The sequence below is a fragment of the Phocaeicola salanitronis DSM 18170 genome, from assembly GCF_000190575.1.
GTDB lineage: Bacteria > Bacteroidota > Bacteroidia > Bacteroidales > Bacteroidaceae > Phocaeicola > Phocaeicola salanitronis.
On the sequence record NC_015164.1, the window covers coordinates 2,028,085 to 2,040,501 of the forward strand.

12 protein-coding genes are annotated in these 12,417 nt (G+C 44.2%); all 12 read right to left on the bottom strand.

The genetic code is table 11. The features are described from left to right. Nucleotides 1–134: 134 nt before the first annotated feature. Entirely contained in the window at nt 135–824 is a 690-nt protein-coding gene (gene radC, locus BACSA_RS08725) for a RadC family protein (RefSeq protein ID WP_013617743.1), read from the bottom strand. Continuing rightward, nucleotides 824–1,813: a glycosyltransferase gene (locus BACSA_RS08730; RefSeq protein ID WP_013617744.1), complete on the bottom strand. Its 990-nt coding sequence runs from the start codon at nt 1,811–1,813 to the stop codon at nt 824–826. Before BACSA_RS08730 ends, radC begins: the two co-directional genes overlap by 1 nt. After that, complete coding sequence (locus BACSA_RS08735) at nt 1,813–2,448, bottom strand: DedA family protein (RefSeq protein WP_013617745.1); 636 nt, start codon at nt 2,446–2,448, stop codon at nt 1,813–1,815. Before BACSA_RS08735 ends, BACSA_RS08730 begins: the two co-directional genes overlap by 1 nt. A 125-nt stretch (nt 2,449–2,573) precedes the next feature. Then, nucleotides 2,574–4,055 (bottom strand): tetratricopeptide repeat protein, encoded by a 1,482-nt coding sequence (locus tag BACSA_RS08740; protein WP_013617746.1) that lies wholly within the window; start codon nt 4,053–4,055, stop codon nt 2,574–2,576. Nucleotides 4,056–4,075: 20 nt separating this feature from the next. After that, complete coding sequence (locus tag BACSA_RS08745; RefSeq protein ID WP_013617747.1) at nt 4,076–5,017, bottom strand: PstS family phosphate ABC transporter substrate-binding protein; 942 nt, start codon at nt 5,015–5,017, stop codon at nt 4,076–4,078. Between the two features lie 24 nt (nt 5,018–5,041). Continuing rightward, complete coding sequence (locus tag BACSA_RS08750; RefSeq protein WP_013617748.1) at nt 5,042–5,857, bottom strand: energy transducer TonB; 816 nt, start codon at nt 5,855–5,857, stop codon at nt 5,042–5,044. Nucleotides 5,858–5,885: 28 nt separating this feature from the next. Then, nucleotides 5,886–6,539 (bottom strand): ExbD/TolR family protein, encoded by a 654-nt coding sequence (locus tag BACSA_RS08755; protein ID WP_013617749.1) that lies wholly within the window; start codon nt 6,537–6,539, stop codon nt 5,886–5,888. A gap of 20 nt (nt 6,540–6,559) precedes the next feature. Further along, complete coding sequence (locus BACSA_RS08760; RefSeq protein WP_013617750.1) at nt 6,560–7,165, bottom strand: ExbD/TolR family protein; 606 nt, start codon at nt 7,163–7,165, stop codon at nt 6,560–6,562. Between the two features lie 65 nt (nt 7,166–7,230). After that, the gene (locus BACSA_RS08765) at nt 7,231–8,043 is read right to left on the bottom strand and encodes a MotA/TolQ/ExbB proton channel family protein (RefSeq protein WP_013617751.1); all 813 of its coding nucleotides are present in this window, start codon (nt 8,041–8,043) and stop codon (nt 7,231–7,233) included. Nucleotides 8,044–8,167: 124 nt separating this feature from the next. After that, the gene (locus BACSA_RS08770) at nt 8,168–8,587 is read right to left on the bottom strand and encodes a hypothetical protein (RefSeq protein ID WP_144005207.1); all 420 of its coding nucleotides are present in this window, start codon (nt 8,585–8,587) and stop codon (nt 8,168–8,170) included. A gap of 330 nt (nt 8,588–8,917) precedes the next feature. Then, nucleotides 8,918–11,389, bottom strand: a complete 2,472-nt coding sequence (locus BACSA_RS08775; RefSeq protein WP_013617753.1) for a bifunctional UDP-N-acetylmuramoyl-tripeptide:D-alanyl-D-alanine ligase/alanine racemase — start codon at nt 11,387–11,389, stop codon at nt 8,918–8,920. Next, nucleotides 11,365–12,351 (bottom strand): GSCFA domain-containing protein, encoded by a 987-nt coding sequence (locus BACSA_RS08780; protein WP_013617754.1) that lies wholly within the window; start codon nt 12,349–12,351, stop codon nt 11,365–11,367. The genes BACSA_RS08775 and BACSA_RS08780 overlap by 25 nt, the downstream gene beginning before the upstream one ends. Nucleotides 12,352–12,417 lie beyond the last annotated feature (66 nt).

Sequence of the window (12,417 nt, forward strand, 5' to 3'; positions counted from 1 at the left end):
TTGTATGTGAATGTCTTGCGGATGCATTCAGAGACGCCACAATGTGACGTCTCTACTAAAAACAGGCTATAGTTTTTCGCAATTCATTTCTGATTGACTATAAACAGGCTCTGAGCAGAATTGCAAAAGAATGATTAAAGCTTTCCTTCATCTGAATAACTGTAATAAGCGCCATCGGTCACTATCAGATGGTCGAGCAAACGGATATTCATCGTAGCAGCCGCTTGCCGGACAGCTTGTGTCAAACGGTCGTCATCACTACTGGGCACCGTACTCCCCGACGGGTGATTATGGCATACGACCAATGATACGGCACGTTTCAGCAGCGCTTCGCGCAGGATACAACGTACATCCACTTGCGTAGCAGCCAACCCTCCCTGGCTGATACGCATCCTATCGATAACCTTAGAAGACTGGTTAAGAAGCAATATCCAGCATTCCTCTACGGGCAAGTCGCACATCAACGGATGAAACAATTCGTAAATGTCTTTCGAACAGCGTATCAGCTTGCGCTCTTTCGGTGTTTCTTCCGCACGCCGTTTCCCCAACTCGGAAGCTGCGAGGACTGTTACCGCCTTTGCCGGACCGATGCCCTTGAAACGGCACAAATCTTCGATACTCGCCTTTCCCAATTCATTCAAGCTATTGTGATAACGGTCAAGCACCCTACGCATCAAGCCGACAGCAGACTCTTCGGTATTCCCCGAACCAATCAAAATAGCAAGGAGTTCCGCATTACTCAACGCGAAAGCACCTTGCTGCATCAATTTTTCCCGCGGACGGTCTTCTTCCGCCCACTGGCTAATAGTCAATTTCTCATCCATTACTGATAAAAGTTCTTTTCAAATGCGGCGAACTCGCCTTCCTTGCACACACAGCGTTTCCACCACGCCGAAAGGAAGCCTGTTCCGTAGCCTATCAATTGAATAAACGCAGCAATTACGGAAAGTACACCAATGAAAAGACTTTTATTTCGAATAGAAGCATCTATTAAAATAACCAATACAAATACCAACAAAAGCGACAAGCTCCAAGGGAAAAGCCAAGAGCTAAGCAAAATGGCACAAACGCCCAAAGTAAACAATGCCGGCAGGGTATGCACCAACTTCAACGATTCCGGATATTTCTTATAAAGATTGATTCGCGCAATACCGGAATTATAGACTTGCTTGAAGAACTTCCGCCAGCCGGTACGCCGCTTGTGCCACACCCATGCCTCGGGGAATAGGCGGCAACGATAACCAGCCTTAAAGATTCGAATGCTGAAATCAATATCCTCGCCAAAACGCATCTTCGAGAAACCACCTAACGCCTGATATACATCTCTCCGCACTCCCATATTGAAACTGCGAGGATAAAATTTATCCATTTTTTTCTTCCCACCCCGGATACCTCCCGTAGTAAAGAACGAAGTCATGGCATAATTAATCGCCTTTTGCACACGCGTGAACGAATCATGCGCACGGTCGGGACCGCCAAAAGCATCGGCGGGTTCTCTTTGCAACTCCTCTTCAACCGCATCCAAATAGTTTGGCGGAAGCACACAATCGGAATCTAAAATCAGAAGATATTCTCCCCTGCTCCGCTCTGCACCAAAATTACGTGTCTGTCCGGGACCGGAATTAGGCTTTCTCAAATAATGAATATTCAATAAGTCAGCATATCGGTCTACTACAGACTCACACGGCACAGAAGAACCGTCCTCAACCACCAACACTTCAAAATCCTGAAAATGTTGTTTGGTCAGGCTGTCCAACAATTCGTCTACTTCATCCGGACGATTGTACACGGGTATAATCAATGAATACCGCATCACCTTTTCAATTTAGCACGCAACACCTCAATAATGGCAGGCATCAACGAAATGACAATAATAGCAACTAACAATAATTTCAGATTCTTCTGCACAAAAGGAAGATCGCCAAAGAAATATCCTGCATAGCAAAACAAAGCGACCCACAAAGCACCGCCAATCAGGTTGTAACACATAAAATAATAATAATGCATTTTACCCATACCTGCCACAAAAGGAGCGAACGTACGGACTATCGGAACAAAGCGGGCAATAATAATAGTCTTGCCTCCATATTTCCGGAAAAATTCATGCGTCTTGTCAAGATAGCTTTGCTTAAATATCTTGGAATTGGGATTACTAAACAATTTCTTTCCCAAGAAATGCCCAATCATATAATTGCAGGAATCTCCGGCTACAGCAGCTATAAACACCACCAGCACCAATGTATGTACTTCCAGAGGCATATCCGGCAAAGCGGTTATTGCACCAGCTACAAACAACAACGAATCGCCAGGAAGAAAAGGAGTCACAACCAATCCTGTCTCGCAAAATATCACCAAAAACAAAATAGCATAAGTCCATGTATGGTAATTCTGCACAATCTCGATCATATACTGGTCGATATGCAAAATAAAATCTAGTAGAAAATCCATTCTATGAAAATATAAAGAATTGCCTGATAAAACAACAAGAGGACACTGAGCAAAGAAGTCATATTCATGACCTTTTTCAGTGTCCTCCCATTTTTAATTTAAAACAAAATATGCCTCATACAATATTAAGGTTGGAGTCCTTCCAATGCCTGTTTAGCAGTAGCATTTTCAGGATCGATTGCAAGAATCTTCTCCCAATAAACCTTAGATTGTTCATATTCTTCTTTCACAAAATAATAATATCCCAAATAGCTTTCGCACTCGATAAGTATATTCTTCGAAGCTTTCGGATTCTGCTCTAAGACAGCCAATGCTTTTTCATAATACGGCTTTGCCAAACCTTGAGTGGTTTCAGGGTCGAGCATCGCGTTCGTACGCGCACGCCAGAAATTACCCAAATAATTATTAGGCACACGTTCAGCCACTTGAGCGAAAATCGTATCAGCTTCTATCAAATAAGCCTTCATCTGAATGGTATCAACGGCAGCAACGACAGGCGCTTCCGCTTGAGTAGTATCAGCAGCCGCTGCAGACAATGCCCCGGCAGCCATATAATACAAACGTCCGAACATAAACAAGTCTGTAACTTCAGCCTTATCCTTCATTTCATCCAAATATTGTTTATAAAGACGAATCGCTTCCGGATAATTCTGAACTTTCTGCATTGCTTCTGACGCTTCCTTCGCAATTTCAGGATGCACATTCGCGTCATCAGCCTTCATGGCTTTATCGAACTCGACCATTGCTTTGTCGATTTCATTATTTGCCGCATACAAACGTGCACGATACAAATAATCCATGTATACGTAATCCGGATTGCTCGGGTCTGCAAAGAACACATCACTTGCCTGAATACCTTCTGCATACGCCTTTGTCTCATACAAATCGTACATCTTCAAACGCTTCAGCAGATGGTTATCGGCTTCCATAGACAAACCCTTATTCACCATTTCCAAAGATTGGGCATAATCCTTGTTCAAGTAAAGCAGCATCGAATAACGGGAATAATCCTGTACGTCAGGCTGTCCCTTCTTCATATATTCATCAAATACCTGCTTTGCCTTACTATAACTACCCATTTGATAATAAGCGTTCGCCAGCTCACGGTCTACACGGAGTTCATCGGGATGTTTTTCCTTCAGCTTCAGCAACATATTTACAGAAAGCTGAGGATTTACACCGATATAGGCATTGGCATATTTATAATAAGCCTCAAAACAATTTTCATCAAACAATATCGCTTGTTCATAATAGCCACAAGCTGTACCGACATCTTTTACAGACAATGCAATATCACCGTTCAAGACATAGCTTGCACCATTCTTTGAATCAGCCTTTCTTGCATCTTCTGCATATTCTTTCGCTATATCTGTCTTGCCATTGTCCAAATAAGCTTTTCCAATGGCAGCCAACAAAGAAGCATTCTTTTTATTTTTACCTTTCAGAAGTTCATTGAACCCATCTTCAGCCGCATCCGGATTATCTTTAATCTGCGCCGCAATTTTCTCTATCTGCTGTGTCAAGTCAGAAGAAAGCGGTTCCTGCGCATACAATGAAGCAGATAATAAAAAACTGAAGCAAATCGCACTTAAAAATCTAATTTTCATAACTATATATTAAATTCTTATTAAAACTCATCTTTCACGTTTACCAAACGAACAGGCTGCGTTGCCGGTACAATGCCTGACTTCAGAATAATGCGTTGACCTCTTTCACCGGTCAAGAACCTCATCAGACCGGTAGGCAAAGCCGTACGCGGATCGTTTATCAAAATAAATACATCGTGAACCAATGGATATTCTCTCAAAGCAAGGTAAGCCTGGTATGGCTTATAACTATTACCAACCGTTGCATATCCTGAGCCGCTGACCGCCATTACCTTCACCGCTTCATTAAACGAAAGACGAGTAGAATCTGCCGAATTGCCAACCCAATTTGCTCCGATCACTCCCAAAGCATTGGGGGTTTTAGACACATAATCGATAACCTCATCATTCGATTTCAGAGCGGTAAGTGTGGAAGCCAACTTCTCACCTCTACAGATTGAATCGATAGCATAATGAATAGTCCCGGAATTAGGATTGTCGAACACAACACTCAAGTCTCCTAAACGAGATTCAGGATTCAACTCTTTCCAGCTCGTCATCTCCCCTGTGAGGATTTTGCGGAACTGCCCTACCGTAATCAATGAATCCGTATTTTCCGGATGTGTGATTAAGGCAATTCCACTGATAGCCATCAGGACAGATTCAGGAAAGAATTTCCGTGTATGAAAAGAATTCAGTTCTTCTTCACTCAACCGACGGTTTGCAACTACCAGACGCACACTGTCTTGCAAAAACAATTTGATGGCATCTACTTCGCTGCAATAGATTGGAGTGACTTCTGCTTCAGGGAACAATGCCCGGTACACCTGCAACTCTTCTTCCATTATCGGTTTCAGAGATTCGTCTACCGCTATCTGTATCGACCCCGAATACCACGTCTGCCCGTCACTCTTTGTTGCCTTATTGTTGCAAGAAACCAACAGCAAGAGAAGACAAATACATGCGACTAAACTTCTTTTCATACACGCATCCTTTATAATAATAAATTACTGCAATCTAAATACAACCGGCAAAGTGTAATATACAGGCACATTACGTCCGTTTTGCTTACCCGGAATCCATTGTGGCATAGACTCTACCACGCGAACGGCTTCCTTATCACAATACGGGTCCAAAGAACGCAATACCTGAACATCTTCAACCTTACCAGAAGCAGACACGACGAATCTCAAGATTACACGTCCTTGAATACCGTTTTCTTGAGCGATAGCCGGATAACGCAAGTTCTTGGAAATGTACTTCATCAATTCCTGTACACCACCCGGATACTGCGGCATCTGTTCTACCATCGTATACGGTTCTTCTTTTTCTTCAGCCGGAGCTTGAGTAAGCGCTTCCAAATCGGCGATATCCACAGCATCCAAATCATCCGAACCTTCTACGTCCTTAATAGAAATCTGAACCTTAGACTCAGTCAATTCATCCTGACTCTTCAATTCATCTTCGTCTGCCACTTCTTCATCCTTCTTGATGACCGGAGCGGTAAACTTGATGGTACTCTTCAACTGAGGAGGAGGAGCAATCTGTTCAACCGGTTTTACAATTTCCTCTTGCTTCGGTTCCGGTTCATCCAACTGAGAAAGCTGGGTTACTTCTGTCATCACCTCTTCTTTCTCCGGAATCGCCATCTTAATCAACCGCGGAAGGGAAAAACCTACAGCAGCAACTACAATCACGATAATGATAGCAGCCAGCTGACGTCGACCAAAATCGCGACGCATCTTATATGCGCCATACGCTTTATTTTTATCTTTGAAAATGAGGTCACACCATTCCAAAGAAATCAAATCTATTTTTGCCATATATTTTCTTTTTTAGGTGTTACACATTTCAACTTACTGCCTCACTGCTCAATTGACCTTTCGAATTGTAGTTGTCAATCAAGAATTGGTCACCTTCTGTGATGTCCACGATTACATACTTACCAATACTGCAAATCTGCATCTCGTCCAATGCATCAATCAAGTTCTTGTAAGTCGACTTGTCTGTTGCCTTGATAATCACCGTCGGTGTATTCTTCGCGCCCTTAATTTCAGAGACTTGTTCCTTGTACTCGTCTTCTGTAATTTCCAGATTCGCCTTCTTCACTTTCAGCTCTTCCACTTTCTTTACAGCATCGTAGTTCTTGCGAAGCAATACCTTACGGATGCCATCAGCCGTGTAAGTAGTTTCTTTCAAAGAAGTATAATCTTCGTAGTTGGGCTCTCCTTCATAATAATAAATCTTATTATTCGCATCGAGCAACAACGTAATAGCCTGCGAAGCCTTTACCTTGTTCTGCTGATCCTCAGTAATATTTTCATCATTAGTAGGCATACTGATTTCCATCGTTTGAGGCTTGCTCAAAGAGGTACACAGCATAAAGAAAGTGATCAGAAGCATGTTCATATCCACCATCGGCGTAAAGTCGACACGGACAGCCATTTTCTTCTGCTTCGAGCCTTTTCCTTTTTTGCCTCCACCATTATCTTGTATTTCAGCCATATTTTAACTTCTCCTTATTTTTATTCGTCAGACATTTTTTTCAATGAAGTAATCAGATTGTATCTGTTTTCCTTCAAATCTTGAAGAGAACTCATCACGTTCTTGATGACAGAATAAGGAGTGCTTTGGTCGGCCTTGATAGCGATGCGCAGGTCACGGTTTGTCATGCGTGCGTTACGTATCCAAGACTTGAACTGATTGTCCACACTGTCACAAGGGATTCCGTAATCCTTCAATATCTTGTCCTGCTCTTCGCCCGGAAGCGCAAGGAACTGCTTCATGTTCTTCATCGGAACGCCGAATGTCTGGAATACAGAGAACTTCTTAATCTCCTCAGGAGTGAAGGTCAGGCCATATTCTTTCCCTACTGCTTCCAATGTAGCTGCCATATCCTGTTGCTTGTCAAGACTCATGAAAATCTTGCCACTCGGCTCGACAAGAATCTGCAGGATGTTCGTTTCCGGAATCTTGATTTCGGAAACCGAACCCGGAGTAACGACCTGTACCGGCTCTTTCTTGATGAAGTTACCTGTCAACATAAAGAAAGTAAGCAGCAACACGGTCACGTCACTCATGGCAGTCATGTCGATAAACATGGACTTCTTTTTAATTTGAACTTTACCCATAATTAACTATTTAAAAATTAGTTATACGATTCGTTTACACGAGAGACTACCGTCAGTCCCTTCGATTATTTATGGGTAGCGTTGAATGTCTGTACGATAGAGAAGCCTACTTCGTCAAGGCTGTAAGTCAGTTTATCAATCTTGTTAGTAAAGTAGTTGTAAGAAATAACTGCCAACGCACCAGTCAAGATACCGAATGCAGTGTTGATCAAGGCTTCAGAAATACCGGTTGACAACGCAACTGAGTCAGTACCACCACCAGCAGACAGAGCGGCAAATGAACGGATCATACCGATAACTGTACCGAGCAATCCCATCAATGTACCCAGTGTAGTAATCGTACCGATAATCGGCAAGTTCTGCTGCAACATCGGCATTTCCAATGCAGTAGCTTCTTCCAATGACTTCTGGATAGCCAATACCTTCTGGTCTTTGTCCAATTCAGTGTTTGCTTCCATTTCGCGGTAAGTCTGCAAAGTTGCACCTACTACGTTTGCAACAGAACCACGTTGCTTGTCGCACAATGTTTGAGCAGTCTGCATGTCGTTCTTTGCCAAAGCGTCTTTGATTTGAGCTACGAATTTAACCAATTTACCACGGCCGAAAGCAGCACGGATAGTGAAATAACGTTCAACGCTCAATGCAATAACAGTCAGCAACAATGTCTGGATAACCGGTACGACAACACCACCTTTGTAGATAGTACCCAACATGTTACCCGGCAGCGGGTGGTTATTCGGGTCATTATTCATAAAGTTCGAAGGATCTCCCAACACGAACTTATAAATACACAATGCAACGATAAAGCATGCGATAATAACTAAACCAGCAGCTTCAATTCCCTTAAATCCTTGTTTTTGTTTTTTAGTAGTTTCCATAAAATTACTTGTTTTATTAATTAGAAATTATTGAATGTCAGTAAAAATAGTAAATGCAATTAAATAGGTTTTACAACCTCCGATACACTGCTGTACCGGAGTAAGAACAACTAAAATAAAACCGCTAAATGATAATCTTTCTCAACGCAAATACATAGTATTCGCTTGGAAAGATCACACAATGAAAATGGGTTGACGGGAAACGTTTGATTTTCCCAGCCAACAGCCCTACATCACGCAGGGAACAATAATGCAGCAACAAACGCAAATGCGTGTTTTGCCCTTGTATCGCACAACGGCGGAACCGCGCTGTATTACCTTTATAATAAAGAGCCAGATGAGAAAGATCGCAACTTAAGTTCCGAATCCGTTCAAGCCCTCTATGAATGGCATGGAACAGCACGCTCCCTTCGTTCAACTCATCACCATAAAATTCACGGATAGCCTCTTCCTCTATTGCAAGAGGAGCCAATGCTGCATGTGTTTCTCCAACCACAAACATCAAAGAAAACACAAACAATATACGACCAATCCATTGTTTCATGATATAGCGTTGTTCTTCCTTTTTCACGACACAAAGAAAAAGTAAATTCATGACATATCAAAATATAGAGGTGTTATTTTGGTTTAAAATCGAAATTTTATTTAAATAAATGCCCCGATATTACAAAACAATCGTATAAACGCCCCTTATGTCTGAACAAAAACCGCCTTATCCGTGTTATCAGACAGCCTTCTTTTATTTTTCAAAGCCAGCCGCTCATCCAAACGCCGGATGCCGTTTCATCCGGAAACGCAAATAGCCGCACACGCCCTCGCTTATAATTCCGCTGACCCGCGAAGCTATCTCCATCCCCGAAGGCAACTACTTGCACTACCCCTGAAAATAGACACGCTTTACCCGATTGGACACGCTGGTCAGGATTTCGTAAGGGATGGTACCGAGTGCCTCAGCCAGTACCGTCACCGGCAAATCATCTCCAAAGATGATAGCCTTGTCCCCTTCCTTGCAATCAATATCCGTCACATCAATCATGCATACATCCATGCAGATATTGCCAACATAGGGTGCCTTCTTCCCGTTCACCAGGCAATAAGCGTGCCCGTTGCCCAAATGCCGGTTCAGCCCGTCGGCATATCCGATAGGGATAGTGGCAATCCGCGAGTCGCGGTACAAGACCCCTTTCCGGCTATAACCTACAGTCTCATCCGCCGGAATATCATGTATCTGCAAGATGGTGGTTTTCAACGTGCTTACATTATGTAAAATATGGTTGGTAAACGGGTCTATGCCATACAGCCCGATGCCCAGCCGCACCATGTCGAACTGTGCTCCCGGATAACGCTCTATGCCTGCCGTATTGCATACATGACGCAAGATTTTAACCCCGAATCCGGCTTGCAGCTCAGCCGCCGCGGCTTCGAACGTCTCAATCTGTTTCCGTGTAAACGCATCGAAGCGCTCCGAGTCGCTTCCTGCCAAATGCGAGAAGACCGAACGGGGAATAACCGCCGACTGGCGGTGCAAACGTTCTACCAGGCGCTGCATATCCTGATGCGGAGAGAATCCCAAACGGTGCATACCCGTATCTATTTTGATATGAATCGGGAAATTAGACACCCCTTCACGTTCTGCTGCCTTTATCATTTCCTCCAGTATCGGGAATCCGTAAATATTCGGCTCCAGCCGGTAAGCGAACATGGTCTTGAATGCCGTAGCTTCAGGATTCATAATCACAATCGGACACGTAATGCCTGCCTTGCGCAAGTCGGCACCTTCATCCGCCACAGCTACCGCCAGGTAATCCACCCGATGCTCTTCCAATGTTTTTGCCACTTCGAACGGACCGGCTCCATACGCCGATGCCTTCACCATGCACATCAGCTTCGTTTCCGGCTTCAGCTTATTGCGGTAATAATTCAGGTTATCCACCAACGCATTCAGGTTGATTTCGAGAATCGTCTCATGTACTTTCAGTTCCAGAAAATCCGAAACGGCGTCAAAATGGAAAGCGCGTGCACCTTTTATTAATACAATGTCATTCCGCAACGTTTCCAGCACACCCGATGCCATCAGCTCTTCAGTCGTAAGGAAGAACTGCTTTTCCTTCACATCGAAACGGGAAGACGATGCGGATATCTCCTCGCCTACTCCAATCAGCCGGTCTACTCCGCGGCTATGCACCAGTTCTGCCACTTGCCGGTAGAGCAATTTGCCCGGCTGCCCCGTCTCCAGGATATCCGACAAAATCAATGTGCGCCGGCGCGCTTTATCTTCCGAACGTCTCGCCATGAAATCAAGCGCGATATCCAATGAAGCGAAATCCGAGTTATAACTATCGTTTATCAACACACAGCCGTTTTTGCCTTCTTTCACCTCCAGACGCATAGCCACCGGTTCCAGATGTGCCATCCGCTCGGCTATCACCTCCGTAGGTACCATCAGATACAAAGCCACCGCCAGGCAATGCAATGAATTTTCAATCGAAGCGTCGTCGATATAAGGGATGCGGAATTCCTTAAAAAAACCCAGATAACGGTACTTGATGGTAGTGCCCGCCGCATCTTTTTCGATTTTCTCGATAAAAAGCGGACGTTCAGGGTCCTTCATCGACCATGCGATTTCACGAGCTGTAAACAAGGACTTCGACACGCAATCCCGAATCAGTTCGTTATCGCCGTTATACACTATCACATCACATTCCTTGAACAAAAGCAGCTTTTCCATGCACTTGTCCTGCAACGAAGAGAAATTTTCCTGATGCGCCCCGCCGATATTGGTCAGCACACCGATAGTCGGACGGATAATCGGCTCCAAGGTTTCCATTTCACCCATTTCAGAAATACCGGCTTCGAAGATTCCCAATTCGGTATGTTCGTCCATCATCCATACAGACAAAGGCACTCCGATTTGCGAATTATAGCTGCGCGGCGAACGGATGATTCGCTTGTCCGGACTCAACAACTGGTAAAGCCATTCCTTCACGACGGTCTTTCCATTGCTTCCGGTTATTCCGATTACGGGCACCTGATATTGTTCCCGATGTTTCCCCGCAAGGCGTTGCAGGGCTTTCAACACATTGCCTACCACCAGAAAATTCACATCGGTGCAGTTTTTCATTTCTTCCGGAACCTCTGCAACCACAAAGTTATACACACCTCGCGCATACAATTCCGGGATGTATTTATGCCCGTCATTGCGTTTGGCCTTCAATGCGAAAAAAAGCGTTTCCTCCGGGAAACACAATGAACGGCTATCGGTCAGAATCCAACTGATGGATGCTTGCCGCTCTCCGATACGGGTTGCCCCCACCACAGAGACTATTTCTTCAATCGAGCTTGACATAGTTCTATTTCATTTTGGACGTCTAAGTACGTGAATTTTTCTTTTAGCTCTTCTATGTTTAACAGTATTTGACTTAAAAAACGCCGATATTGTTCCGATTCCGCGTCAAACGGACGATGAGCCAAGGCTTTTTTCACCTTTTCCCATGCATCAAGGAAACTTCGTGCCGAAGGAGAAAAGAACGTCTTGCCGAAACATTCCCACAAATAATCAACCGCCACCGAAGAGGGATGCAGCATATCATCGGCATAAAAGCGGTAATCGCGCAACTCGTCCATCATGATTTCGTATGAGGGGAAATACAGACAAGAAGGATATTGCCCGGTCAGGCGCTGGATGGCAAGCAGCAGCACCGCTTTGCTCACCTGATTGCCATGCATGCCGTCCTTAATATGCCGGATCGGGCTTACGGTAAACAAACAATGCATACGAGGGTTGAGCGAAAGCAGTCTTTCTATCAATGCGCCGTACGCCTCAACGATATCCTCCACCTTTAATATATACCGGTTGAAAAGACGTTCCGGCAATTTATGGCAATTCCCTACAACCTCACCCGTTTCTTTCCATTCGTACACCCAAGAAGTCCCCCAGGTGAAAATCATCCATTGAGTTTGGGCAAGCGTTTCTTCTGCCTGCCGGATACGCGCGTTTATCTTCTTCAGGCATTCCTCCGCACTTCCCGATGAGAAACTGCCATGGTGCATCAGGCTCAGCCAAACGCCCCGCTCACACTTCAAATCAGATTCTTCGTATCGCTTATGACACAATACCTGTCCCAGTGCATTGGCTATCGACAAAGGATTATACAACACGCCGAAAGGATTCACATCACACCGGAATTTATTGTCTATAAACAGTTTTCCTATATTTTCCGCGAAACAAGACCCCCATAGCATCAACCTATCCGAATGATTGATAAGAGGCACATTCACAGGCAATTCGACTTTCGTTCTAAATTCCATAAACAAACCGCATTCGTTATTTTTGGTACAAATGTAACACAATATGCATATTTATTGTACTTTTGT

What these genes read in the sequence shown, in the direction of transcription:
- radC (WP_013617743.1), bottom strand. Translation starts at nt 824, where the DNA reads ATGGATGAGAAATTGACTATTAGCCAGTGGGCGGAAGAAGACCGTCCG.
- BACSA_RS08730 (WP_013617744.1), bottom strand. Translation starts at nt 1,813, where the DNA reads ATGCGGTATTCATTGATTATACCCGTGTACAATCGTCCGGATGAAGTA.
- BACSA_RS08735 (WP_013617745.1), bottom strand. Translation starts at nt 2,448, where the DNA reads ATGGATTTTCTACTAGATTTTATTTTGCATATCGACCAGTATATGATC.
- BACSA_RS08740 (WP_013617746.1), bottom strand. Translation starts at nt 4,055, where the DNA reads ATGAAAATTAGATTTTTAAGTGCGATTTGCTTCAGTTTTTTATTATCT.
- BACSA_RS08745 (WP_013617747.1), bottom strand. Translation starts at nt 5,017, where the DNA reads ATGAAAAGAAGTTTAGTCGCATGTATTTGTCTTCTCTTGCTGTTGGTT.
- BACSA_RS08750 (WP_013617748.1), bottom strand. Translation starts at nt 5,857, where the DNA reads ATGGCAAAAATAGATTTGATTTCTTTGGAATGGTGTGACCTCATTTTC.
- BACSA_RS08755 (WP_013617749.1), bottom strand. Translation starts at nt 6,539, where the DNA reads ATGGCTGAAATACAAGATAATGGTGGAGGCAAAAAAGGAAAAGGCTCG.
- BACSA_RS08760 (WP_013617750.1), bottom strand. Translation starts at nt 7,165, where the DNA reads ATGGGTAAAGTTCAAATTAAAAAGAAGTCCATGTTTATCGACATGACT.
- BACSA_RS08765 (WP_013617751.1), bottom strand. Translation starts at nt 8,043, where the DNA reads ATGGAAACTACTAAAAAACAAAAACAAGGATTTAAGGGAATTGAAGCT.
- BACSA_RS08770 (WP_144005207.1), bottom strand. Translation starts at nt 8,587, where the DNA reads ATGAAACAATGGATTGGTCGTATATTGTTTGTGTTTTCTTTGATGTTT.
- BACSA_RS08775 (WP_013617753.1), bottom strand. Translation starts at nt 11,389, where the DNA reads ATGTCAAGCTCGATTGAAGAAATAGTCTCTGTGGTGGGGGCAACCCGT.
- BACSA_RS08780 (WP_013617754.1), bottom strand. Translation starts at nt 12,351, where the DNA reads ATGGAATTTAGAACGAAAGTCGAATTGCCTGTGAATGTGCCTCTTATC.